Here is a 24,416-nt window from a genome sequence, read left to right as displayed (position 1 = left end):
ATGACCGGGCGGGTCCGCTCTCTCGCCCCGCCGCAGCGAAAAAGCCCCCCCCTTGCGAAGGGGGCCTTACGCGCGCTGGTTCTGTTCCTGCATGATTGCAATGTTTTTGACAATCAATTCTTTTTGTGTTGGGTGAAGCGTTCTAAAATGTTCGATCAACTGACGTTCCGATTCTGTGAGCGGCATTGGCGGTATAGGCTCGTCGCTGAGACCAACCAAGTAATCCATGCTCAAACCGCTGCGTTTTGCAAACTTTACCAGAACATCCAAGGTAATCGTGCTTCGGCCTGTCAAATAATTACTCAATGCCGCTTCAGTCACATGGAATTCTTTTGCCAAAACCTTTTGCCGGATATCGTGGTCAGTGATCCACTCTTTCATCCTGGTCTCATAGGACATCGCGCTCACCTCAAGACCAGTATCAACAAAAACGAAAGAAAAAACAGGAAAATTATTTAAATTTGTTTTTTATTTATTCTAACCTATAATTCGACAGATTTCGATTATTGATTATGCTATAATGAGGCCATAGATCGACAAGAAAAGAGCGCCGCAGCTGCGGCGCTCTGAAAGGGGGCGATTTACTTGTGGTCGACGGAGTACATGTGCTCGATGAGCTCCAGGACCTTGTTGGAGTAGCCGATCTCGTTGTCGTACCAGGAGACGACCTTGACGAAGGTGTCGGTCAGGGCGATGCCGGCGTCGGCGTCGAAGATAGAGGTGCGGGTGTCGCCCAGGAAGTCGGAGGACACGACGGCCTCATCGGTGTAGCCCAGAATGCCCTTCAGCTCGCCCTCGGAAGCCTTCTTCATGGCGGCGCAGATCTCCTCATACTTGGCGGGCTTGGCCAGGTTGACGGTCAGGTCCACCACGGACACGTCCAGGGTAGGAACACGCATGGACATGCCGGTCAGCTTGCCGTTCAGCTCGGGGATGACCTTGCCCACGGCCTTGGCGGCGCCAGTGGAGGAGGGGATGATGTTGCCGGCAGCGGCGCGGCCGCCGCGCCAGTCCTTCAGGGAGGGGCCGTCAACGGTCTTCTGGGTAGCGGTGGTGGAGTGGACGGTGGTCATCAGGCCGTCGGTGATGCCCCAGTTGTCGTTGAGGACCTTGGCGATGGGGGCCAGGCAGTTGGTGGTGCAGGAGGCGTTGGACACGAAGTTCATGTCGGTGGTGTACTTGTCCAGGTTGACGCCGCACACGAACATGGGGGTGCTGTCCTTGGAAGGAGCGGACATGACGACCTTCTTGGCGCCGGCGTCCAGGTGGCCCTGAGCCTTCTCCTGGGTCAGGAACAGGCCGGTGGACTCCACCACGTATTCAGCGCCCAGCTTGGCCCAGGGCAGGTCGGCGGGATTGCGCTCGGCGGAGATGGGGATCTCCTTGCCATTGACGATGATGGCGTTCTCCGTGCTGCTGACCTCGGCGGGGCACTGGCCGTGCATCGTGTCGTACTTCAGCATATAAGCCAGGTAGTCGGCGGGGCACAGGTCGTTGATGCCAACGATCTCGATCTCGGGGTGGTTCAGGCTGGCGCGGAACACCATGCGGCCGATGCGGCCAAAACCATTGATGCCAACTTTGATGCTCATGTGAATGACTCCTTTTTTATCAAATTATCCGCGGCGGTCCGCGGCATTGGTAGCATGGTTATTATACCCCGAAAACAAATGTTTTCCTAGTGTTTATTTTCATAGTTTTCACTTGAAAAATCACCGAAATTTTGCCATCAGGCCGAGAGAGAGATGGAAAATACTGGGCCTCCCTCAGATTTTTCGACTTTTTTCGACTTTTTCTATTGTGGAGTATGGAAAATTTTGATATACTGAAACAGTTATAGCCGGAAAATCTCCGGCACATGCTACAACAAGATAAAATTGCGGCCGCGCCCGGAAGGCTCCAGTTTTTAAAGGGGTATTTATGCTTGATTCCATCCAGTCCCTGTTGGACGCCTTTCCTGAGGGCGTAGTTCAGGCGCACGCCGGCTGTGTGCTGGCCGCCAACGAAAAAGCCCGGCAGTATCTGCCTCAGCTGGAGCCGGGCGGGCCGCTGCCGGCGGAGATCCCCCTTCCCCCGCCCGGGGAGACGGAGACGGGGACCTTCACCCTGAACGGCCGGTCCTATTCCTGCAGCTGCAAGGCGGTGGGAGAGGAGTATATCCTTCTGTTCCGCCCTGCCGCCCGCAGCGCCCTGGAGAGCTGGCAGATGGATGGAATCCTCCGGCAGCTGCGGGAGTTTTTGGGCGATATCCTGGCCGAGGCGTGGTCCGCCGCACCAGGCGGGACCACATCCGCCGCCTTCAACAAGACCTTCTACCGCCTGTTCCGCCTGACCGGCAACCTGGAGTTTATGCAGGAGATGGCGGAGGATGGCGTCCCTTTCCGGCCCATGACCATGAATTTGGACGACCTGTGCTGGAAGGTGACCCAGCAGGCCGGGGATCTGCTCCGGGAGGCGGGAATCTCGCTGGAGTACGTCTTCAAGGGGCAGGCGCTGCTCATCCCCGGCGATGGGCCGCTGCTGGGCAAGATGCTGCTGGGCCTGATCTCCAACGCCGCCCGGCTGGCGAGCGGAAAGGGCGGAGGCGTGATCAGCGTCACCTTATACCGCCGGGGCGATCAGGCGCGGCTGCTGGTGTCCGGCGGCGGAACGCCGGACGAGCGGCAGATGGACGCGCTGTTCCAGGGGGGGCCGGTGGAGGGCATCCCCTTCCCTGGCCAGGGCGCGGGGCTGGGGCTGTCCATCGCCCGGCACATTGCCCAGCTGCACGGAGGGACGCTGCTGCCCTATGGCGGAGGCTCCAGCCCCGGCGTGCTGGTCTCTTTGCCCACCGGCCCTCTCAGTGGGCGGACCTCGGTCCGCAGGTCTCAGGTCCAGCAGGACGGCGGCCTGGACCCGGTCCTGGTGGAGCTGTCCGATGTCCTCCCCGCTTCTGTCTTCGGTCTGGAGGGGCTGGATTGATCCACCGCTTCCCTGACAAAATCACCCCCCCTGACGCGATGCGCTTGCGCTTCTGCGTCAGGGGGGGTTCGGTGTTTTGCCGGATCAGCTGCGCTCCTTGGCACACTTCACTGCGGCGGCCACAAAGTCCCGGAAAAGGGGATGGGCCCGGTTAGGGCGGGACTTCAGCTCCGGGTGGAACTGCACCCCCACAAACCAGGGGTGACCAGCCAGCTCCACAATCTCCACCAGCTGCCCGTCGGGGGACATCCCGGCCAGGGTGAGTCCGGCGGCGGTGAGGATGGTTCGGAAGTCGTTGTTGAACTCGTAGCGGTGGCGGTGGCGCTCGTTGATCTCCTCCGTTCCATAGGCGGCAAAGGTCCTGCCCTCCGGTGCGGTGAGCCTGCAGGGGTAGGAGCCCAGCCGCATGGTGCCGCCCTTGTCGGTGACCTCCCGCTGGTCGGACATCAGGTCAATGACCGGGTGGGTGGTGGTTCGGGACAGCTCGCTGGAGTGGGCGTCCGCCATGCCGCAGACGTGGCGGGCGAACTCCACCACCGCCATCTGCATGCCCAGGCAGATACCGAAGAAGGGGACCTTGTGCTCCCTGGCGTACCGGATGGCGGCGATTTTTCCCTCAATGCCCCGGTCCCCAAAGCCGCCGGGGACCAGAACACCGTCCGCCCCGGACAGAAGCTGGGCGGCGGTTTCGTCGGTGACCGTCTCGCTGTCCACCCAGCGGATGTTCACCTTCACCTGATTTTCAATGCCGCCGTGGGTGAGGGCCTCGGCTACCGACAGATAGGCGTCATGGAGGGCCACATACTTGCCCACCAAAGCAATCTCCACCGTCCCGGAGGGATGTTTGGCCCGGTGGACCATGGTGGCCCACTCGGTCAGGTCGGGCATAGGACAGATCAGCCCCAGCCGCCGGACCACCACATCGGCCAGTCCCTCCCGTTCCAGCATCAGGGGGACCTCGTAGAGCAGGTCCGCAGTCAGGTTGGGAATGGCGTGGTCCTGGGGGATGCTGCAGAACAGGGAGATTTTGTCCAGGATATCCCGCGGGACGGGCCAGTCGCTGCGGCACATGATCACGTCGGGCTGGATGCCCAAGCTGAGCAGCTCCTTGGCGGAGTGTTGGGTGGGCTTGGACTTCAGCTCCCCGGTGCCGGGGATGGAGACGATGAGAGAGACGTGGATGAACATGACGTTGTTCCGCCCCCGCTCCGCCGCCACCTGACGGATGGCCTCCAGAAAGGGCTGGCTCTCGATGTCGCCCACCGTGCCGCCGATTTCCACGATGGCCACGTCGGTGTCGGGGGTGTCCAGGGTGTAGATGCACCGCTTGATCTCGTCGGTGATGTGGGGGATGATCTGGACGGTGCCCCCCAGGTAGTCCCCCCGGCGCTCCCGGTTGAGGACGTTCCAGTACACCTTGCCTGCGGAGACGGAGGAATTTACCGTCAGGTTCTCGTCGATGAACCGCTCATAGTGGCCCAGGTCCAGGTCGGTTTCCGCCCCGTCGTCGGTGACGAAGACCTCCCCGTGCTGGTAGGGGGACATGGTACCCGGGTCCACGTTCAAATAGGGGTCCAGCTTCTGGACCTTGACCCGCAGCTCCCGCTGCTTCAGCAGACGGCCCAGGCTGGCCGCCGTGATGCCCTTGCCCAGCCCGGACACCACGCCGCCGGTGACGAAAATGTATTTTGTCATGGAATCACCTCGCATCCTGATGGGTTCCCTCTCCCATGAATCTTTCTTTTTTGCCTGCTCTCTGCACACAATCCCCTGAGATGTATTCAGGAAGCTCGTCAAGGGAATTTTCTGAAACGATTGCTTCCTGGAAATATTGAAGCATGTCTCAGCGGTATTTTGCTAGCTTGTCTGCAGCAAACAAAACGGTTTCTGACAATCAGTTTATTCCCACTCGATTGTGGCGGGGGGCTTGCTTGTAATATCGTACACGATCCGGTTGATCCCCTTCACCTCGTTGACGATGCGGGTGGACACCTTGTCCAGCAGCTCGTAGGGGATGCGGGCCCAGTCGGCGGTCATGAAGTCGGAGGTGGTCACCGCCCGGAGGGCCAGGGTGTAGTCGTAGGTGCGGCCGTCCCCCATCACCCCTACCGAACGGGTGTTGGTGAGCACGGCGAAATACTGGCTCAGGTTTTTGTCCTCCCCGGCCCGGGCCATCTCCTCCCGGAAGATGAAGTCGGCCTGACGGAGACAATCCGCCTTTTCCTTGGTGATGTCCCCGATGATGCGGATGGCCAGGCCGGGCCCGGGGAAGGGCTGGCGGCTCACCAGATACTCGGGCAGACCCAGCTCCCGGCCCAGCTGGCGGACCTCGTCCTTGAACAGCATCCGCAGGGGCTCCACGATCTCCCGGAAATCCACACAGTCGGGAAGGCCGCCCACATTGTGGTGGCTTTTGATGACCGCGGCGTCCCCCGCTCCGGATTCAATCACGTCGGGGTAGATGGTTCCCTGGGCCAGAAAGTCCACGGTCCCCACCTTTTTGGCCTCCTCCTCGAAGACCCGGACGAACTCCTCGCCGATGATCTTCCGCTTCCGCTCCGGCTCGTCCGCCCCGGCCAGCTTCAGCAGAAAGCGGCTCTCCGCGTTCACCCGAACAAAGTTCAGGTCCCATTTGGCAAAGGCGTCCTCCACCTCGTTGCCCTCGTTGTAGCGCATCAGGCCGTGGTCCACGAAGACGCAGGTGAGCTGGCTGCCCACCGCCTCGGCCAGCAGGGCGGCGGCCACCGAGGAGTCCACCCCGCCGCTGAGCGCCAGGAGCACCTTCCCGCCGCCAATCCTGCGGCGGAGATCGGCAATGGCCAGGTCCTTGTAGCCGTCCATGGTCCAGTCGCCCTTGGCGCGGCAGATCTTGTAGAGGAAGTTGCGGAGGATGTCGGCGCCATACTCGGTGTGATCCACCTCCGGGTGGAACTGGACGCCGTAGAAGCCCCGTTCCTCGTCAGCGATGGCCACGTTGGGGCAGGCGTCAGAGCGGGCGGCCAGGGCGAAGCGTTCGGGCACCTTGGCCATGTAGTCCCCGTGGCTCATCCAGGAGATCCCCTGCTTGGGCAGGCCGCTGAACAGCTTGCAGCCTGTATCATAGTAGGTGATGGTTTTCCCGTACTCCCGGGCGGAGTCGTCCTGGGCCGGGGTGACCTGGCCGCCCAGATTGTGGGCGATGAGCTGGCAGCCGTAGCAGATGCCCAGGATCGGCACGCCCCAGGTGAAGATGGCCGGGTCCACCTGGGGGGAGCCCTCCAGATAGACGGACTGGGGGCCGCCGGTGAAGATGACGCCGATGGGTTTCATCGCCTGCAGCTCAGTGAGGGGCGTGGTGTAGGGCTTGACCTCGCAGTACACATTGCACTCCCGGACCCGGCGGGCGATGAGTTGGTTGTACTGTCCGCCGAAGTCGATGATAAGGATCTTTTCCATAATATCCCTCCGTCTGTTTTTGATCAAATTGAAACAGACCTCAAAAACAGCCGAAGGGGTGTCTGGGGTCTGTTTTATACGCCGCTGCCGCCGTAGTTGGCCAGCACCCTGGCCGAGGGGTCGTTGACGTCGCAGCCCTCCCAGGCTTTGTTGGGCATCCAGAAGTCCGCGACCATGCCGCTCTGGCCGGGGTAATACCGCTCAAAGATCTCCCGGTAGAGCAGAGATTCCTTGGTGAAGGGCTGGGCGTGGCGGTATTTCTGCCGCTTGGCTTCGAACTCCTCGCTGGTGTACCGGGCTTCGGCGTACTCCTTCAGGTCGTCCACCAGGGAGTGGCCCACGGCGTCAGAGAAGGCGGCCTTCTCCCGCCACAGGATGCTGTCAGGCAGCCAGCCGCCCTCAAATGCCTTCCGAAGCAGGTACTTGCCCTTGCCGTAGGTGTTGAGCTTCTTCTCCGGGTCGATGGCCATGACATACCTTACAAAGTCCAGGTCACCGAAGGGTACCCGGGCCTCCAGGGAGTTGACCGAGATGCACCGGTCCGCCCGGAGCACGTCGTACATGTGCAGCTCCCGGACCCGTTTCTCCGCCTCCTCCTGGAACGCCTGGGCGGAGGGGGCGTAGTCGGTGTACTTGTAGCCAAAAAGCTCGTCGGAGATCTCGCCGGTGAGGAGCACCCGGATGTCCGTCTGCTCGTGGATGGCTTTGCAGATGAGGTACATGCCCATGCTGGCCCGGATGGTGGTGATGTCGTAGGTGCCCAGCAGCTCGATAACCGTCTCCAGGCTGGACAGGACGTTCTCCCTGGTGATGATGATCTCCCGGTGGTCGCTGCCGATGAAATCGGCCGCCTGTCTGGCGTATTTCAGGTCGATGGCGTCGGTGTCCATGCCGATGGCGAAGGTCTTGATGGGCGTGTTGCTCCGTTTGGCGGCGATGGCGCACACCAGGGAGGAGTCCAGCCCGCCAGACAGCAGAAAGCCCACCTTGGCGTCGGCCACCAGCCGCTTTTCGACCCCGGCCACCAGCTTTTCCCGGATATTTCTGCAACAAATTTCCAGTTCATCATAGCAGAAATGCTCCACTTTGGCAATATCGTGATAGCACACAAATTTCCCGCCCCTGTAGTAGTGCCCCGGCGGGAAGGGCATGATCTTGTCCGTCAGGCCCAGCAGGTTTTTGGGTTCGCTGGCAAAGATGACCGTCCCCTGGCGGTCATACCCGTAGTAGAGGGGGCGGATGCCGATGGGGTCCCGGGCGGCGATGAACTCGTCCGCGGCGCTGTCATAGAGGATGCAGGCGAATTCCGCGTCCAGCAGGGCGAACATGTCCGTGCCGTATTCCTGGTACATGGGGAGCAGGATCTCGCAGTCGGAGGCGCTGTGAAAGACGTAGCCCTTTTCTGCCAGCTTCTCTTTGAGCGGTTCAAAGCCGTAGATCTCGCCGTTGCAGACGGCGAAGCTGCCGTCCAGCTCGAAGGGCTGCATCCCGGCGGAGGTGAGGCCCATGATGGACAGACGGTGAAAGCCCAGCATGCCCTGCCCGGCCTGAATCACCCGGCTGTCGTCGGGTCCCCGGCTTTTTGTGCGGTCAAAGCCCCGCTGAACGGCATCCAAATCGGCCATAGGGCCGCAATATCCGATAATAGAACACATGATCTTCCTCTTTCCGCCCGTCTGCGGCCCCGGCGGCGGGATGGCGCCGCCGGGACCGTGGGGCTCAGTTTCATCTTACCCCAAACAGCAGATCGCCGTAAGTGGGGAAGGGCCAGTATTTTTTAGCGGTAAGGGTCTCGGCCTCGTCGCAGGCCAGGCGCAGCTCGCTCATTCGGGGCAGTACCACGTCCCGGATGGCGGCGGACTCCTTGGCCACATCGCCCGCGCCGGCCAGGGCCAGCACCGCCTGCTCCAGCTCGTCGGCCTTGGCGGCCATCTGGTCGGTGAGGATGGCCAGCTGTTTCACCAGCTTGACCTCATATTCACAGGGACAGCCGGCGATCAGCTTCTTCTTGGCCGCGGCGGTTTTGGCGGTGTCCAGAATGAACGCCTGGACGGCGGGGATGATCTCGGTGCGGGCCATATCCACCATGGTGTCTGCCTCAATGCGGATGGTCTTGCAGTAGTTCTCCAGGGTGACCTCGTAGCGGGAGACCAGCTCCGCCTTGGTGAAGACCTTGTGGGAGGTGAGCAGCTGCACGTTCTTCTCATCCAGCAGATGGGGGACGCAGTCGGGAGTGGTGCGGTAGTTGGCCAGGCCCCGCTGCTCGACGGCCTCCTTGATCCAGGCGTCGTCGTAGCCGTTGCCGTTGAAGATGATCCGCTTGTGATCCTGGATGGTTTTGCGGATCATGCTCTGGAGGGCAGCCTCAAAGTCCTCCGCCCCCTCCAGCCGGTCGGCGTAGACCCTCAGGCTCTCAGCCACGGCGGTGTTGATCATGATGTTGGCGCAGGCGATGGAGTCGGCGGAGCCCACCATGCGGAACTCGAATTTGTTGCCAGTGAAGGCGAAGGGAGAGGTGCGGTTGCGGTCGGTGGTGTCCCGGGGGAACTTGGGGAGGACGTCCACCCCCAGGCGGACCTTGCCGGTGTCGATGCTGGTGTAGGGAGCGTCGTGCTCGATGCAGCCCAGGATGGCGGCCAGCTCGTCTCCCAGGAAGATGGATACCACGGCGGGGGGAGCCTCGTTGGCCCCCAAGCGGTGGTCGTTGCCGGCGGTGGCCACCGAGATGCGCAGCAGGTCCTGGTAGTCGTCCACTGCCTTGATAACGGCGCACAGGAACAGCAGGAACTGGGCGTTCTCATAGGGAGTCTCCCCAGGGGAGAGGAGGTTGACCCCGGTGTCGGTGGCAATGGACCAGTTGTTGTGCTTGCCCGAGCCGTTCACCCCCACAAAGGGCTTCTCGTGGAGCAGACAGACCAGTCCGTGGCGGGCGGCTACCTTCTGCATGATCTCCATGGTCAGCTGGTTGTGGTCGGTGGAGATGTTGGTGGTGGTGTAGATGGGGGCCAGCTCGTGCTGGGCGGGGGCCACCTCGTTGTGCTGGGTCTTGGCCAGGATGCCCAGCTTCCACAGCTCGTCGTTCAGCTCCTCCATGTAGGCGGCCACCCTGGGCTTGATGGCGCCGAAATAGTGGTCGTCCATCTCCTGGCCCTTGGGGGGCTTGGTGCCGAAGAGGGTGCGGCCGGTGAAGCGCAGGTCCCGGCGCTGCTCCCACATTTTGGCATCCACCAGAAAGTATTCCTGCTCCGGCCCCACGGCGGTGTTGACATGCTTCACTGTGTCGTTTCCGAACAGCCGCAGGATGCGCAGGGCCTGCTGATTCAGGGCGGCCATAGACCGCAGGAGGGGGGTCTTTTTGTCCAGCGCCTCCCCGTTGTAGCCGCAGAAGGCGGTGGGGATGCACAGAGTCCTGTCCTTGATAAAGGCGTAGGAGGTGGGGTCCCAGGCAGTGTAGCCCCTGGCCTCAAAGGTGGCCCGCAGCCCGCCGGAGGGGAAGGAGGAGGCGTCCGGCTCCCCCTGGATCAGCTCTTTCCCGGAGAACTCCATGATCACCCGCCCGTCGGGAGCGGGAGAGATAAAGCTGTCGTGCTTCTCGGCGGTGACGCCGGTGAGGGGCTGGAACCAATGGGTAAAGTGGGTGGCCCCCAGGGCCACGGCCCAGTCCTTCATGGCGGAGGCCACCGCGTTGGCCACGCCGATATTCAACTTCGCCCCCTCGTCGATGGTCCTCTTCAGGGACTGATATACCTCTGCGGACAGATTGGCCTTCATCACCCGGTCGTCGAACACCAGGCTGCCAAAATACTCCGATACTGCTGCCATTTTGATCCACCCTTTCAAGATAAAAGCATAAAAAAGGCGAAGGCGCCTCTAAGGTCCAAACCTTAAAGACGCCTTTGCCTTTATGGACGGATTATACGCTTTGGGCAGGCCTTTGTCAAGGATTTTTTTCGTGGTGGAAAATCCGCCGGCTTCGTGGTATAATACCAGCGAAATTGCAATTGGGAAAGCGGGAGAAGCTATGAAGTATTCCAAGCAAGAGGTCATCCAGTATGTGCAGGAGGAGGAGGTTGCCTTTATCCACCTGGCCTTCTGCGACGTGTTCGGGCGGCAGAAGAACCTCTCCATCGTACCTTCGGAGCTGCCGAGGGCCTTTGAGTACGGCATCGCCTTTGACGCCTCCGCCATCGCCGGCTTCGGGGACGAGGCCCGGTCCGACCTGCTGCTCCGCCCCGACCCGGAGACCCTGATGCTCCTCCCCTGGCGGCCGGAGCATGGCCAGGTGGTGCGCATGTTCTGCTCCGTCGTCTACCCGGACGGACGGCCCTTTGAGTGCGACACCCGGACCCTGCTGCGGAATGGGGCGGCCCAGGCGGAGAAAAAGGGGTATGCCTTTCTCTTCGGCGCGGAGCAGGAATTCTATCTGTTCCAGCGGGACGGGAACGGGGAACCCACCAAGGTCCCCTATGACCGGGCGGGCTACATGGACATCGCCCCCGACGACAAGGGGGAGAACATCCGCCGGGAGATCTGCCTCACCCTGGCCCAGATGGGCATTTTCCCCGAGTGCTCCCACCACGAGGAGGGTCCCGGCCAGAACGAGATCGACTTCCGCTACTCCGACCCGGTGACGGCGGCGGACAATGTGATGACCTTCCAGTCCATCGTCAAGTTCATCGCGGAGCGCAACGGCCTGTACGCCGATTTCGGTCCCAAGCCGCTGCCGGACGCGCCGGGGAGCGGCTTTCACATCAACATGTCCGTCCAGGCGGCGGACGGCCGGGACTGCCTGTGCCCCATGGTGGCCGGGGTACTGGACAAGGTGGAGGAGATGACCCTGTTCCTCAACCCCTTTGAGGCGTCCTACACCCGCTTCGGAGGGCACAAGGCGCCCCGGTATATCTCCTGGTCCCGGGAGAACCGCTCCCAGCTGGTGCGCATCCCCGCCGCCGCAGGGGAGTACCGCCGGGCGGAGCTGCGCTCCCCCGACCCCACCGCCAACCCTTACCTGGCCTTCGTCCTGATGATCCAGGCCGGGCTGCGGGGCATCGAGGAGGGGCTGGAGCTGCCCCCTGCCGCCAGCCTGAACCTGTACCAGGCGGACGGGGAGACGCTGGCCCGGTTCCGTTCCCTGCCCCGGAGCCTGGCGGAGGCGGCCGGAACGGCGGACAGCCCGTTTATCCGGGCGGCGGTCCCGGCGGCGGTGATTGCGGAGTATCGGAAGCCGCGGTGAGCCCCATCAAAATCGGAGAGGAGGGTGTCCATGAGCTTGAAGGAACAGGTATACAGTGTGCTGATCGTATCGGCCTCAGAGAAGTTTCGGGATTCCCTGCTCTCCCTCCTGCCCGAGGCGGACTACTCCCCCATCGTCACCGTGACCAGCGTAGGCGGGGCCGAGCGGGCCCGGAACCAGCGGGACTTCGACTTTATTTTCCTCAACTCCCCCCTGCCCGACGACGCGGGGATCCGCTTTTCCATCGACTGCTGCCGGTCGGGCGGGACGGTGGTCCTGCTCTTCGCCGCGGCGGCGCTGTATGAGCAGGTCCAGGCCCGGGCGGCGGAGCACGGGGTGTTTGTTCTGCCCCGGCCCGTGCCCCGAGACGCCCTCCTCCGGGGGCTGAACTGGATGACCGCAGCCCGGGAGCGGCTGCGGGGGTATGAGAAAAAGATCCAGCCCATCGAGGAGAAGATGGAGGAGATCCGCCTGGTGAACCGGGCCAAGTGGCTGCTCATCAGTGAGCTGAAGATGTCCGAGCCCGACGCCCACCGCTGCATCAACCGCCAGGCCATGGACCGCTGCGTCCCCAAGCGGACGGTGGCAGAGGAGATCATCAAGCTGTACTCCTGAAACACAACAAAGAGGTGAACCTGTGTGAGCTGGCTGAATCTGGGCCTTTATCTGCTGATCTACTCCTTTCTGGGCTGGTGCTCCGAGGTGCTGTACTACGCCGTGACCAAGCGGCAGTTTCGCAACCGGGGCTTCCTCACTCTGCCCTTTCTGCTCTCCTATGGGATCGCGGCGGATCTGATGATTTTGACCCTCCCCGCCCTGGCGGGACGGTATGGAGTGCAGTTTTTGTTCACGATGGCCATCGTCTCGGTGACAGAGAGCTTTTCCGACCACCTGAACCGGCAGCTGGGCCCCAAGGTCCACTGGGGTGGAGAGCGGTCCAGGGTGCTGGGCGGCAGCCTGAAGGGGCTGGTCTTCTCGGCGGCGGTGGCGGCGGGCTTTTACGCGGGCTATCTGGTGGTCCACCCCCTGGTGCTGGGGGTGCTGACCCTGGTGCCGGAACTGCTGAAGCGGGCCGCCGTGTGGGTTCTCTTCGCCTTGATGGCGGCGGACTTCGCGGGGGTGCTGTACACCCTGCGCACCGGGGGCGTCCGGGCCTACGAGCGCCGGGAGGCCCGCAGCAGCGAGGGCCGGATTGCCGGGCGGCTCACGCAGTATGTGTGGCGCCGCCTCCAAAGGGCCTACCCCGGCATTCGGGGGATGTCCCAGGAGGAGCAGGACGAATTCTACATATTTGCCCACGGGGTCTGCCTGGACAAGCTGGTGTGGGTCTTTCTCGCCTCCGCCCTGTTGGGGGAAGTCATCGAAACCTTCTGGTGCGGGCTGGTCAACGGCCAGTGGATGAACCGGTCCAGCGTACTGTACGGCCCCTTCAGCTTTGTGTGGGGGCTGGGGGCGGTGGTGCTCACCGTTACCCTCCAGCGGCTGGCCCAACGGGATTCCTTTTTCGTCTTCACCGCCGGTTTTTTTATCGGCGGGACCTACGAGTACATGTGCAGCGTGTTCACCGAGCTGGTGTTCGGTACCGTGTTTTGGGACTACAGCCACATGCCCCTGAACATCGGCGGGCGGACCAACGTGCTGTTCTGCTTTTTCTGGGGGGTGCTGGCGGTGTTCTGGATCAAGGGCATCTACCCCAAAATGTCCCGGAGCATTGAGCGCCTCCCCGCTCTGGCCGGGAAGATCCTGACCTGGGTGGTGGTGTTTCTCATGGTGTGCAACGGCCTGCTCACCTGCGCGGCCATGCTGCGGTACAACATCCGGAGCGTCCAGCCCCAGCCCTCCAACGCCTTTGAGGAGTTTTTGGATCAGCAGTACGGCGACGGATTTGTGGAGCACCGCTGGCCGAATATGATTGTGACAGAACCGTAAGAGCACATAAAAAGGCTCCCTGTCTGAGGGAGCCTTTTTTGTTTATGCTTCGGGGAAGAAGATGGAAATATACAGCCGCTCCTTCTGGTAATCGGCGCAGATGGTCCCGCCAAGCCGTTCGGTGAGCAGCTTGGCGATGGACAGCCCCAGGCCGGTGGAGCCCTGCCCGGTCTCCACGGTGTAAAACCGGTCGAAGAGCTGGGCGGTGGTCACCGGGTCCAGGGAGCGGGCGGTGTTGGAGAAGGTGACCATCCCGGCCTCGTCCAGGGAGACGGCGAAGTCGCCGCCGCTGTATTTCAGGGCGTTGCTGATGATGTTGCCAAAGATCCGGCTCACGGCTGAGGGGTCCAGGGAACGGACCACCGGGCCGCCGGGCAGGGAGATGTCCGGCGTGATTCCCTGCTGGTTCAGGCTGGCGTAGAAGGAGACCAGGCTCTCCTCCAGACAGCGGCGCAGGTCCACCGGTTCCCGGGCCAGCTCCGGCAGGTCGGCGGCCAGGGAGTAGCGAAAGAGCTCCTCGGTCAGCCGGGTCATGGCCTGGGTCCGGTTTGCGATCTGGTCCAGATAGCGCAGGGCGCCGCCAGGCAGCTCCTCCCGCTCCAGCAGGTCCAGATAGCCTTGCATGGCGGTAAGAGGGGTGCGCAGATCGTGGGCGATGTTGGTGACCGCGTTTTTTAGCTCGGTGTCCCCCTGCTGGAACCGCTGTCGCTGGCGGCGCAGCTCTCGGAGCTGGACGTTCAGCCCGGCGGCCAGCCTGCGGGCGCTGGCGTCCCGGGCAGAGAGGAAAATGGGGTTGTTGGTGTCCTGGGACAGCCGCTCCTCCAGCTGGTCCAGCATTTCGTCCAGACTGCGGCGGAGCAGCCACAGCTTGACCAGCAGCGCGATCACAATTGCGGCCAGTCCGCCGCAGATCAGCCAGGGGAGCATGTTGTCACCTCATTTCAGGTCTTTTCGCCGGAACAGACAAATCCCCACCCCGGTTGAGACAGCGATGACCGCCAGGGCGCGGAGCATCATGCCCTCCGGAGCCCAGAAGGCCCCCAGGCTCACGCAATGAATGGCCTGTCCGCCGGGGAGCCACTCGGCGAACAGCCGGTAGCGGAGCTCCTCCAGTGGGGAAAAGGAATAGCGATCCGGGGAGCTGCTGCGCAGCAGCAGCAGGGCAATCTAGCCTGGAGTTTGTGTGTACTCCAGCACGCCGGTACCGCCCAGAACAAAATACTCCAGCGTCCAGTTTGTAAGGATATATCCCCCGCACATCAGCAGGCTTGCCAGTGTGCAGGAGGTCAGGTTGGCCAGATAGACCGCCGGGCGGGGCGCGCCCGCCGCCACCTTGCGGCGGACTCCCCCTTCGCCGTACTCGCCGCTGATGAAAAAGCTGCAATAGACGGCAAAGACGATGCCGCCCAGCCAGAAGAACTGGAAGGAGGGCGCCATACGGGCGCCTGTTCCGGCCGCCGCCTGGGAGGCGCTGTAAAACAGGCGCAGCCCGTCATAGAGCATATAGGCCAGGCACAGCCACAGAATTCGGCTGTGTTTCAGCCGCAGGAAATTGGCCGACAGTACATTCCTCATCTCCGCCACCCCTACTTCAGGTCTTTTCGCTGGAACAGGGCCAGCCCAGCGGCGGTGGTAACGGCGAATATGCCCATAGAGCACAGGGCCATCTGGACGGGGCGGGTGACGGTGCCGTCGGTGAACTGAACGGCCTGGCCCACCGGGTCCAGGTCCAGCAGGAGCTCATAGATTTTTCGCTCGTCCGGCTGGAGATAGCGGGGATTGCGTACCATCTCTGACACCATCTCTCCGTCCACCAGCTGAAGGGACGGGTAAAACTCCGGGGCATCCAGCACCTGATAGACCGTAAGCGCGGTACCGAAAATCAGCAGGAACAGCAGGATACAGCACACCGCCGAGGCGGCCTTGCGGCTGAAATTCATGATGAGGACGGTGAAAATGGCGCACCAGACCGCCGCCATGAGCAGGGAGAGGATCAGGCTGGTCAACAGCGGGCCGGGGGCCTTGGGCCCGCCCAGCAGGGGGACCCCCACCGCCAGGGTACACAGAATATACCCGCCGCAGAAGATGAGGGCAGCGAACACGGCGGTGATCAGATTGGCCAGGTAGACGGACAGCCGGGGGTGGCCGGCGGCCAGCTTGTTGCGGATGGTCCCGTCGCTGTACTCCGAACCGAAGAACAGGGGGAGGAATACAGACAGCACCAGGCCGATGAGCATGGCGTAGACAAAGAAGATAGCGTCCAGGGGGAATTGTCGCTGGTATTCCAGATAGGTCTGGAGGGGCTGCCAGGCCCCGGCGGCGGCGCACAGCAGCAGGGTCACCCAGAACAGGCGGCTCTTTCTCAGGCGGAACAGATTGGCGGACAGCAGGTTAGTCACGAGAACCACCTCCCACCAGGTTGATGAAGTAGCTCTCCAAACTCTCGTCCCGCTCCTGGGCGGAGAGGAACTCGCAGTTTTCCTTTGCCAGCGCGGCGGATAGCTGGGAGATCACCGGCTGGGCGAAGATATCCGCCTTGCCCTCGGTGAGAATCTTGTACTCCAGCCCCATGCCGTCCAGCACCCGGGCCAGGACGCGGGTGTCGGTGACCTCCACCCGCAGGCACTTGCGGCAGGCGGCCTCCAGCTCATGGGCGCTGATCTCCTTCACCATGCGGCCCCCGTCAATGAAGCCGTAGTGGGTGGCCAGCCGGGACAGCTCGTCCAGAATGTGGCTGGAGATGAGGACGGTGATCTGCCGCTCCCGGTTCAGCTTGAGGATCAGCTCCCGGGTCTCAATGATGCCCTGGGGGTCCAGGCCGTTGACCGGCTCGTCCAGCACCAGAAAGTCCGGGTTCCCGGCCAGAGCGATGGCGATGCCCAGCCGCTGGCGCATGCCCAGAGAGAAGTTCCGGGCCTTCTTTTTGCCGGCGTCCGCCAGCCCAACCAGCTCCAGCAGCTCGTTTACCCCCTCATCCGAGGGGACGCCCAGCACCCGGTACTGCTCCTTGATGTTGTCGGCGGCGGACAGATCCAGATAGATGGATGGGGTCTCCACCACCGCCCCCATCCGGCGGCGGGCCTTGTGGATGCCCTTGTCCCTGCTGTCCAGGCCGAAGAGGGTGAAGCCCCCCGAGGTGGGGGCCTGCAAACCGCAGATCAGGCGGATGAGGGTGGTCTTGCCCGCCCCGTTCCGGCCCACCAGACCGTAGATGGACCCCCTGGGCACGCGCATGGTAAGGCCGCTCAACGCGTGAAAGCCCTTGTAGGACTTCCACAGACTGTCGGCGGTGAGAATATAGTCCATAGAAAAAGCCTCCTTTTCTTGTGTGGCCCAGTCTACCTGGAAAGGGTAAAGAGAGCGGATAAGAAAAGGGTAAAGATTTGGGAAAGATTTCGGGCTGTCTCGGTTCCAATGTTCCGCATGGCCCTCAGATCAGACATGCTGATCCACCTCAAACGTGTTCAGTTTAAATCCGATCCCCCACACCGACTCGATGTGGTCCTGTCCGGTGATGTCCCGCAGCTTTTTTCGCAGGTTGCTGATGTGGATCTTCAGCGAGCTCTCGGTGCAGTCGGGAGTGTCGGCGGAGATGCGGTCCAGGATCACCGACTTGGCGATGACCTGGCCGGGGTTTTGGAGAAACAGCTTCAAAATGGCGTACTCCGTCTTGGTCAGCCGGACGGGCTGGTCCGCCGCTGTGACGGTGTGGGCGATCTGGTCCAGGCGCAGGAGGCCCGCCTCCAGCACGGGAGCCAGTCCGGGGGCGGCGCTCTCCCGCAGGCGGACGGCGATGCGGGCCAGCAGCTCCCGGGTGTCGAAGGGCTTGGTCACATAGTCCACCGCCCCATTCAGAAGGAGCTTTACCTTGTCGTCCACCCCTACCTTGGCGCTGACCACCATCACCGGAATGCCGCGGATCTGGGCCAGCACCTCCTCGCCGGGCAGGCCGGGGAGCATCAGGTCCAGCAGCACCAGATCGGGGCGGACCCGCTCCAGCAGGAGCACCGCCTCCGTCCCGGAGTAGGCCCGCACAACGGCGTAGCCCTCCCGCTGGAGCAGCTCCTCCAGCATATTTCCGATGTGGATGTCGTCGTCGATGACCGCGATGGTTTTCATGGCGCGCCTCCTGGCTGGATGTTTTCCCTATTGTACTCCATATTCTTGGCAGAAACAAGAGAAGATCCAGGACCTTGCCCTTGTAGTGGGAGGATCTGGGTGGTATAATGGAGTCATCAACAAAACAGGAGGACAAAGCATGTTTCACTTTACCTATCATACCCCCACCACGGTGGTGTTCGGCAAGGGCGCGGAGGAACAGACCGGCGCGCTGGTCAAGGCCCAGGGCTGCAGGAAGGTGCTGATCCACTACGGCGGCGGCAGCGTGGTCCGCTCCGGGCTGCTGGGGCGGATCAAGGCGGCTCTGGAGGCGGAGGGCGTTGCCTGCACCGAGCTGGGCGGCGTGGTGCCCAATCCCCGGCTGTCCCTGGTGTACCAGGGAATCGAGCTGGCCCGGCGGGAGGGAGTGGACTTCATCCTGGCAGTGGGCGGCGGCAGCGTCATCGACTCCTCCAAGGCCATCGCCTACGGCCTGGCGGAGGAGGCCGACGTGTGGGAGCTGTACGACCGGGTCCGGAAGGCGAAGGCCTGTCTGCCCGTAGGCGTGGTGCTGACCATCGCTGCTGCGGGCAGCGAGATGAGCAACAGCAGCGTGATCACCAAGGACGAGGGCGGCATCAAGCGGGGCTACAACGACGACCTCTGCCGCCCCAAATTTGCCGTCATGAATCCCGAGCTGACCATGACCCTGCCCCCCTACCAGACGGCCAGCGGCTGCACGGACATCCTGATGCACACCATGGAGCGGTACTTTACTCCCAACGGCACCATGGAGCTCACCGACCGCATCGCGGAGGGGCTGATGCGCACCGTGATGGACAACGCCGTCCTGCTCCGGGACGACCCCGGCAATTACAACGCCCGGGCGGAGATCATGTGGGCGGGGAGCCTGTCCCACAACGGCCTCACCGGCTGCGGCAGCGACGGAGGCGACTGGGTCCCCCACGGCCTGGAGCACGAGATGGGCGGCATGTTCGATGTGACCCACGGCGCGGGGCTGGCGGCCATCTGGGGCAGCTGGGCCCGGTATGTCTACCGGGAGTGCCTGGACCGGTTCATCTCCTTCGCCATCAACGTGATGGGAGTGCCCGGGAGCGGGACGCCGGAGGACATCGCTCTGGCGGGCATCGAGGCCATGGAGGACTTTTACCGCTCCATCCATATGCCCACCTGCTTCTCCGAGCTGGGCATCTCTCCCACCCAGGAGCAGCTGGAAAAAATGGCCCACATGTTCCATATCGCCTGCGGCGGCAAAAAAGGAACCGCCAAGGTGCTGATGGAAGCGGATTTCCTGAACATCTACCAGATGGCCAACCATTGATCGGAGCCTGACGCCATGAAAGTCATTGATCTGACCCACACCATCCGGGCGGATATGCCGGTATACCCCGGCACGGAGCCTCCAAAGTTTGAACCGGCTAACAGCTATGAGAAGGACGGCTTTCAGGAGACTCTGCTGTCCATGTTCACCCACACCGGCACCCATATGGACCCGCCTGCCCATCTCTTCGCCGGCCGGACCACTCTGGATCAGTTCCCGCCAGAACAGTTCATCGGGAAAGCCCTGGTGATCGACTGCGCGGGGCTGGCCGAGGGGGCGGCCATCACCATGGACCACATCCGCCCCTATGGGGACAAGGCGGACCGGGCGGATTTCCTGCTGTTCCGCCTGGGCTGGGACAAAAAATGGGGGACGGACGCCTACTTCGGTGACTACCCCTGCATCGACCGTGAGGTGCTGGCCCATATCAAGGCGGGGGGCTACAAGGGTATCGGCTTTGACGTGATCGGGCTGGACCCCATCGCCGACGCCGGCCTGCCCCGGCACAGGGAGCTGTTCCGGGATACGGACATCGTCAACATCGAGAACCTGAAAAACCTGGAGCTGTGCGGAGAGGAGCTGTTCTGGTTCAGCTGCTTCCCCCTGAAGCTGGAAAACTGCGACGGCTCCCCCATCCGGGCGGTGGCCTGGTTTGAGTGACGCGAAAGCCCCTGGCCTGAGCCAGGGGCTTTCACAGTTTGCCAAAAAATCGTTCCCCGCAGGAAAGGCTTCCTCAGAGAGGGCGTTTTGCTGCTTCTGCTCAGGTTTGCAGCATGATCTGCAAGATCTCCTTATCGGTGGAGCGCATGCCAATCTTGCCCAGACGGCCCACGTTGTCCAGGGTCTTCTCCACTCCGTGGGAGAGGATGCCGTCCCCGCCATAGAACTGCTGGCCCTGCTGATACATCCGGTAGCCCAGCACCCCCGCATCGATGGCGGCGGCGATCTTGCCCGCGCAGGAGGCCTTGGCCCCGTCGCAGATCATGCCGGACACGATGGCCAGGGCGTTGACCACGGTATGGATAATCTCCTCGTAGCCGCCGCCGTCCAGGTAGGCGATGCCCGCCCCCGCCGCCGCACCGGCGCTCACCGCGCCGCAGTAGGCGGACAGCCGTCCAATGCGGGTTTTTTGGTGGATCGTGATCAGGTTGGACAGCGCCAGCGCCCGGTAGAGCTTCTCCTGGCTGGCGCCGGTCCCCTGAGCGTAGACGATCACCGGCACCGAGGCGGTCATACCCTGGTTGCCGCTGCCCGAGTTGATGATGACGGGCATCTCGCAGCCGCCCATCCGGGCGTCCGATCCGGCGGCGGCGGCGGACTTGGCCTTGGCGATCAGGTCGTCCGCCGGGGAGGCGGCCCGGATCACCTGACCGATGTTGGCGCCGTAGCTGTGGGTCAGTCCCTCCTGGGAGATGGCCATGTTGCACTGGATCTGCCGGTCCAGCAGCTCCTTTATGTCAGCAATGTCCACCGTTTGGGCAAAGTCGTAGATGTCCGCCATGGAAAGCAGGGTGCGGTCGGTGAGGCCGCTCTCGTCGTCCGCCTCCACCGGCAGGTCCAGCAGAACCTGGCCGTTGTGCTCCAGGTGGACGATGTTGGTGTGGTAGTTGGCAATGCGGACCTTGACGGTGTCCGTCCCTCTGCGCAGGGTGATCTGGATGTCGAAGACCAGCTCGCCGTCCAAAAACTCCACCCGGACGGGGTGCTCCTTCAGATAGGTGCGCATCTCTGCCTGCTGTTCCGGCGTCACCTGGGAGATGACCTCCAGCAGCAGGTCCGCCTGTCCGGCCACCACGCCGGCGGCGGCCGCCGCCTCGATGCCGTGCAGGCCGCCGGTATTGGGTACCACTACGCTTTTCACGTTTTTGATGATGTTGCCGCTGGCCTCCACCAGGACCTCGTCGGGCAGAGCGCCCAGCACCTCCCGGCCCTTGGCCGCTCCGTAGGCGATGGCGATGGGCTCGGTGCACCCCATGGCGGGAACCAGCTCCTCCTCCAGGATCTTGATATAGGCGCGGTATGTTTCGGTTGTCTTTTCCATCATGCTCCTCCTTATGATCGATCGGGGCCTTGGCGCTTATTATACAGGATACAGAGCGTTTGGTCAAATAGTTGCAGCAAATACCTTCCTGTGTTATGATGGAGGGCAGGATAAGGAGGAGAGGACATGTTTCAAGCGGTATGTTTTGATTTTGACTACACATTGGGGGACTGCACCGATTCCATCGTGGCCGGCTTTCAGCACGGGCTGACTTCCCTGGGCTGGCCCGCCCCCGACCGGGAGACGGTGCGCAGGACGGTAGGCTTTCTGCTGGAGGACTCCTACTCTATGCTCACCGGCGACCTGGACCCGGAGCATCAGGCCCGGTTCCGGAGCCTGTTCTCCGAGGTGGCGACGGAGCGGCAGCGGCGGGAGACCGTCCTGCTCCCCGGCGGGGAGGAGCTGCTGCGGGGGCTGCACGCCCGTGGGACCAGGACTGCCATCGTCAGCACCAAGCGGGGGGACACCATTGAAATTGTCCTGGACCGGCTGGGACTGGCGGAGACGGTGGACCTGGTGGTGGGCAGTGCCGACGTGACGCGCCACAAGCCCGATCCGGAGGGCCTGCTGCTGGCCCTGAACCAGCTGGAGGTCAGGCCGGAGCACGCACTGTTCTGCGGCGACACCGTCATGGATGCCGGAGCGGCCCAAAACGCCGGAACCCATTTTGCCGCCGTCCTGGGCGGCACCACCCCGGCAGAGGCCTTTGCCCGGTTCCATCCCGACCACATCTCCCCCGACCTGTGGGACCTGGTCCGGTGGCTGGGGCTGTGACAGCCCCTACTTGGGGGTGGTCTTCAGCTCCATGTGGTCCAGGGCGTACTGCAGCGCCATGCCAATCAGCTCGTTTCGGGAGCGGTTCGTCTGGGCGGAGAGCTGGTTGTATCGCTCCTGGAGGGTCCGGTCGATGCGGATGGTCATGGTGACCGTCTTGTCCTCGCGGGGAGTAATAATGAATTTTTCCATAATGCCTCACTTCTCGGTTGTTTTGAGTACATTATAGTGTGAATCGATACCATTTAACCATGACACAAAGTGCATTGGGAATTTAATGCATTCCGCGGTTGATTTTTCAGGTGCCTTATGTTATACTGGATGAGCATATGGCGGCATATGCAAAAATTTTGACTTGGGGCTGTCCGGTGTTACAATAGGGGCATACCGGGCCCGCCCGGAGAAAGGATGAGTATCGATGAAGAAATTACTTACCCTGTTGCTGGCCTTTGGCCTGCTAGGAAGCGCCGTCCCGGTACTGGCGGCGGAAGCGCCCCAGGCCGAACCCATTCCCGCCTGGGCCTATGGCGAGGTGGCCGACATCTACGCCCTGGGGCTGGTGGGGGATGAGATCTACACCAACCACAGCGATCCCGTCACCCAGGAGCAGCTGGACAAGATGACCCAGGTGGCGTCGGACAAGCTGGCCCTGCTGGGGGTGGAACAGCGTTCCAGCAGCGGCTCTTTCGTGCTGGATACCACTCGAGGCGGCGTGCTCAACGCCCTGTATATGGAGGCCCTTCCCTATGCCTTTGCGGATGTGGACGCAGGGGCGGTGGAGTTCCTGTCCTCCCTGGGCGTGGTCCACGGAAGCGGGGACGACCTGGCCCTGGACCGGCCCTGCACCCTGCTGGAGGCCGCCTGCTTTGCCAACCGCATGATTCTGGCCCTGTATGACCAGCAGAACGCCGGCTCCCTTGGGCTTTTGTGGAAGGCGGAGGGCAACGGCAACACCCTGTATCTGCTGGGCTCCATCCACACCGACCGGAGCAACCTCTACCCCTTCCACAAGCAGCTGCGGGACATCATCACCTCCGCCGAGCTGGCCGCCTTTGAGCTGGATTTCAACAGCCAGGAGGGCATCGACGAGTTCACCGCCATGCAGGTGTACTCCGACGGCACCACCCTGAAGGACCACATCGACCCGGAGCTGTACCAGGAGGTGGTGGATGCCCTGGCCCCCTTGGGTATGCCCGAGGAGCAGGTGGCCCAGTATAAGCCCTGGACGCTGTCCAACTCCTTTACCGCCCTGTCCATGACCGACGACACCACCAGCGAAAACGCCATGGCCCTGGACCTGTACGTCAACGCCAAGGCCTCCAATGTGGGTGTGCCCGTGGAGGGGGTGGAGACCTACGCCTTCCAGGGGAAAATTTTCGATGACCTGTCTGACGAATTCCAGGAGGACTACCTGGCCATGACCCTGGCCATGTTCCAGGGGATGGACGCTGCCGGGGACCTGTCCGAGGAGGAGAAAGCAGAGCTTGAGGCCGCCCTGAAAGAGCAGTACGACGCCGTGGACCGCTGGATGGAGCAGTGGAAGACCCGAGACGTGGAAGCCTTCGTCAAGGACTACCCCAAGGACGACATCCAAGGCGATGCCACCAACGAGCTGAACGCCAAGCTCTTCGAGGGCCGGGACCCCAACATGATCGCCTGGGCCGACCGCTACCTGAAGCAGGAGGGCTCCCACACCGGCATCATGACGGTGGGCGCGGGCCACATGGTCGGCAAGACCGGCGTGGTCCAGGGCCTGAAGGACCTGGGCTACACCGTGGAGGTTGTGCCCGCTCCCTGAATAACATAGGAAAATCCCGGTCCGAATGGACCGGGATTTTTCACAGTGTGACAGAGCTTGAATCGGCCAGATACAGCCGGCCGTCCTCATTGTACTGGTAATATTTGGTAGTGTAGGTGGAGGCGTCCCGGTCCTCGGTGATGATCTGTTTCTTCTCCGGGTCCAGCCGCACATCGTAGCCCACCAGGGAGAAGGAGTATTGAAAGCGCTGAAAGTCGGTCCGCCACAGCCAGCACAGATATCGGGTATTGACCACGCCGTTTCCGGCCTCCAGCCGCAGGTCTGGGATACCGTCAAAGTTCAGGTCCTCGATGATGAGGCCGCCGTCCTCGTGCCAGGGGTGGGTCAGTTCCATGGCCCAGTCCGGGTCGCCGCCCCACTCGAACTGGCTGGCCGCGTCGGCCAGCTGGATGGAGAGGGTCTGCCGCAGGTCGCTGCCCTCCAGCACGTCGATGGACCTCACGCCGTAATACCAGGCGTCGTAGTCCTTCCGTTCCGCCTCGCAGCGCAGCCGCAGGGTGAGCCGCCGCCCGTTGTCCACAGTGACGGAGTAGTCCCAGGTGTAGGGGACGACGGTCCCTTCGGGAACCTCCCCCTCCGGGAGCGCCAAAGGGATAGACGGGCTTGGGTCCTCGGGCACGGAGGGGGCAGAGCGGTCAGGCAGTGAGATATCCGGCTCGGAAATGTCGGAGGCCGCAGGAGGCGGAACGGAGGAAGCCGCCGGAGGCTGGGGCTGCTGTCCGCAGCCGCAGCACAGCAGGGCAGCGGACAGAACCCAGCACAAGAGATATTTGTTCAAGAGACC

Annotated in this window: 22 protein-coding genes; 8 read left to right on the top strand and 14 right to left on the bottom strand. The window is 62.6% G+C overall.

Annotation, left to right across the window (positions count from 1 at the left end; genetic code table 11):
* Window positions 1–66 precede the first annotated feature (66 nt).
* Window positions 67–381, bottom strand: coding sequence for a helix-turn-helix domain-containing protein (locus VV088_RS15775; protein WP_334601668.1), 315 nt, complete (start codon window positions 379–381; stop codon window positions 67–69).
* 200 nt (window positions 382–581) lie between these two features.
* Window positions 582–1,592: a type I glyceraldehyde-3-phosphate dehydrogenase gene (gap, locus tag VV088_RS15770; protein ID WP_334601667.1), complete on the bottom strand. Its 1,011-nt coding sequence runs from the start codon at window positions 1,590–1,592 to the stop codon at window positions 582–584.
* 328 nt (window positions 1,593–1,920) lie between these two features.
* Between gap and VV088_RS15765 the strand changes: the two genes are divergently transcribed.
* Window positions 1,921–2,961, top strand: a complete 1,041-nt coding sequence (locus tag VV088_RS15765; protein WP_334601666.1) for a sensor histidine kinase — start codon at window positions 1,921–1,923, stop codon at window positions 2,959–2,961.
* Window positions 2,962–3,045: 84 nt separating this feature from the next.
* On the opposite strand, the gene VV088_RS15760 is transcribed toward VV088_RS15765, so the two are convergent.
* From VV088_RS15760 to VV088_RS15745, 4 genes are all read right to left on the bottom strand, one after another.
* Window positions 3,046–4,656 carry a CTP synthase gene (locus tag VV088_RS15760; protein WP_334601665.1) on the bottom strand — a complete coding sequence of 537 codons (1,611 nt, stop codon included), beginning with the start codon at window positions 4,654–4,656 and terminating at the stop codon, window positions 3,046–3,048.
* 204 nt (window positions 4,657–4,860) lie between these two features.
* On the bottom strand, window positions 4,861–6,396 hold the full coding sequence (guaA, locus tag VV088_RS15755) for a glutamine-hydrolyzing GMP synthase (protein ID WP_334601664.1): 1,536 nt from the start codon (window positions 6,394–6,396) through the stop codon (window positions 4,861–4,863).
* 74 nt (window positions 6,397–6,470) lie between these two features.
* On the bottom strand, window positions 6,471–8,051 hold the full coding sequence (gene asnB, locus VV088_RS15750; RefSeq protein ID WP_334601663.1) for an asparagine synthase B: 1,581 nt from the start codon (window positions 8,049–8,051) through the stop codon (window positions 6,471–6,473).
* A 70-nt stretch (window positions 8,052–8,121) separates the two neighbouring features.
* Complete coding sequence (locus tag VV088_RS15745) at window positions 8,122–10,218, bottom strand: glutamine synthetase III family protein (protein ID WP_334601662.1); 2,097 nt, start codon at window positions 10,216–10,218, stop codon at window positions 8,122–8,124.
* Between the two features lie 199 nt (window positions 10,219–10,417).
* Between VV088_RS15745 and VV088_RS15740 the strand changes: the two genes are divergently transcribed.
* Genes VV088_RS15740 through VV088_RS15730 form a run of 3 tightly spaced genes read left to right on the top strand, consistent with a single transcriptional unit; the run spans window position 10,418 to window position 13,558 of the window.
* Window positions 10,418–11,629, top strand: coding sequence for a glutamine synthetase family protein (locus VV088_RS15740; protein ID WP_334601661.1), 1,212 nt, complete (start codon window positions 10,418–10,420; stop codon window positions 11,627–11,629).
* A gap of 30 nt (window positions 11,630–11,659) precedes the next feature.
* The gene (locus VV088_RS15735) at window positions 11,660–12,244 is read left to right on the top strand and encodes an ANTAR domain-containing response regulator (protein WP_334601660.1); all 585 of its coding nucleotides are present in this window, start codon (window positions 11,660–11,662) and stop codon (window positions 12,242–12,244) included.
* Window positions 12,245–12,268: 24 nt separating this feature from the next.
* Complete coding sequence (locus tag VV088_RS15730) at window positions 12,269–13,558, top strand: putative ABC transporter permease (RefSeq protein ID WP_334601659.1); 1,290 nt, start codon at window positions 12,269–12,271, stop codon at window positions 13,556–13,558.
* Between the two features lie 42 nt (window positions 13,559–13,600).
* On the opposite strand, the gene VV088_RS15725 is transcribed toward VV088_RS15730, so the two are convergent.
* The 5 genes from VV088_RS15725 to VV088_RS15705 all read right to left on the bottom strand — a co-directional run bounded on the left by VV088_RS15725 (window position 13,601) and on the right by VV088_RS15705 (window position 17,677).
* A complete protein-coding gene (locus VV088_RS15725) occupies window positions 13,601–14,485 on the bottom strand; it encodes a sensor histidine kinase (protein WP_334601658.1) in 885 nt (294 codons plus the stop codon).
* Between the two features lie 240 nt (window positions 14,486–14,725).
* Window positions 14,726–15,133 (bottom strand): hypothetical protein, encoded by a 408-nt coding sequence (locus VV088_RS15720; RefSeq protein ID WP_334601657.1) that lies wholly within the window; start codon window positions 15,131–15,133, stop codon window positions 14,726–14,728.
* 11 nt (window positions 15,134–15,144) lie between these two features.
* Window positions 15,145–15,957 carry an ABC transporter permease subunit gene (locus VV088_RS15715; protein WP_334601656.1) on the bottom strand — a complete coding sequence of 271 codons (813 nt, stop codon included), beginning with the start codon at window positions 15,955–15,957 and terminating at the stop codon, window positions 15,145–15,147.
* Window positions 15,950–16,864 carry an ABC transporter ATP-binding protein gene (locus VV088_RS15710; protein WP_334601655.1) on the bottom strand — a complete coding sequence of 305 codons (915 nt, stop codon included), beginning with the start codon at window positions 16,862–16,864 and terminating at the stop codon, window positions 15,950–15,952. The genes VV088_RS15715 and VV088_RS15710 overlap by 8 nt, the downstream gene beginning before the upstream one ends.
* A gap of 129 nt (window positions 16,865–16,993) precedes the next feature.
* Entirely contained in the window at window positions 16,994–17,677 is a 684-nt protein-coding gene (locus tag VV088_RS15705) for a response regulator transcription factor (protein WP_334601654.1), read from the bottom strand.
* Between the two features lie 139 nt (window positions 17,678–17,816).
* On the opposite strand from VV088_RS15705, the gene VV088_RS15700 reads away from it, so the two are divergent.
* Together VV088_RS15700 and VV088_RS15695 are read left to right on the top strand one after the other, a co-directional pair.
* Window positions 17,817–18,998: an iron-containing alcohol dehydrogenase gene (locus tag VV088_RS15700; RefSeq protein ID WP_334601653.1), complete on the top strand. Its 1,182-nt coding sequence runs from the start codon at window positions 17,817–17,819 to the stop codon at window positions 18,996–18,998.
* 15 nt (window positions 18,999–19,013) lie between these two features.
* Window positions 19,014–19,658, top strand: a complete 645-nt coding sequence (locus VV088_RS15695; protein WP_334601652.1) for a cyclase family protein — start codon at window positions 19,014–19,016, stop codon at window positions 19,656–19,658.
* A gap of 100 nt (window positions 19,659–19,758) precedes the next feature.
* Here VV088_RS15695 and VV088_RS15690 read toward each other — a convergent pair whose 3' ends face one another.
* The gene (locus tag VV088_RS15690; RefSeq protein ID WP_334602077.1) at window positions 19,759–21,039 is read right to left on the bottom strand and encodes an L-cysteine desulfidase family protein; all 1,281 of its coding nucleotides are present in this window, start codon (window positions 21,037–21,039) and stop codon (window positions 19,759–19,761) included.
* Window positions 21,040–21,165: 126 nt separating this feature from the next.
* Between VV088_RS15690 and VV088_RS15685 the strand changes: the two genes are divergently transcribed.
* A complete protein-coding gene (locus tag VV088_RS15685; protein WP_334601651.1) occupies window positions 21,166–21,813 on the top strand; it encodes an HAD family hydrolase in 648 nt (215 codons plus the stop codon).
* Window positions 21,814–21,819: 6 nt separating this feature from the next.
* Here the strand turns inward: VV088_RS15685 and VV088_RS15680 are convergent, their stop codons facing one another.
* The gene (locus VV088_RS15680) at window positions 21,820–22,005 is read right to left on the bottom strand and encodes a CopG family transcriptional regulator (RefSeq protein ID WP_334601650.1); all 186 of its coding nucleotides are present in this window, start codon (window positions 22,003–22,005) and stop codon (window positions 21,820–21,822) included.
* A 226-nt stretch (window positions 22,006–22,231) separates the two neighbouring features.
* Here VV088_RS15680 and VV088_RS15675 point away from each other — a divergent pair, with 226 nt between their 5' ends.
* On the top strand, window positions 22,232–23,611 hold the full coding sequence (locus VV088_RS15675; RefSeq protein ID WP_334601649.1) for a TraB/GumN family protein: 1,380 nt from the start codon (window positions 22,232–22,234) through the stop codon (window positions 23,609–23,611).
* 40 nt (window positions 23,612–23,651) lie between these two features.
* Here the strand turns inward: VV088_RS15675 and VV088_RS15670 are convergent, their stop codons facing one another.
* Window positions 23,652–24,410 carry an XAC2610-related protein gene (locus tag VV088_RS15670; RefSeq protein ID WP_334601648.1) on the bottom strand — a complete coding sequence of 253 codons (759 nt, stop codon included), beginning with the start codon at window positions 24,408–24,410 and terminating at the stop codon, window positions 23,652–23,654.
* Between the last annotated feature and the right edge of the window lie 6 nt (window positions 24,411–24,416).

Origin of the sequence: Lawsonibacter sp. JLR.KK007, from assembly GCF_036941135.1 — a bacterium.
In the GTDB taxonomy this organism is placed as follows: Bacteria; Bacillota; Clostridia; order Oscillospirales; family Oscillospiraceae; genus Lawsonibacter.
The sequence above is the reverse complement of the archived record's forward strand: the minus strand, read 5'-3'. Positions and strand labels throughout refer to the sequence as shown.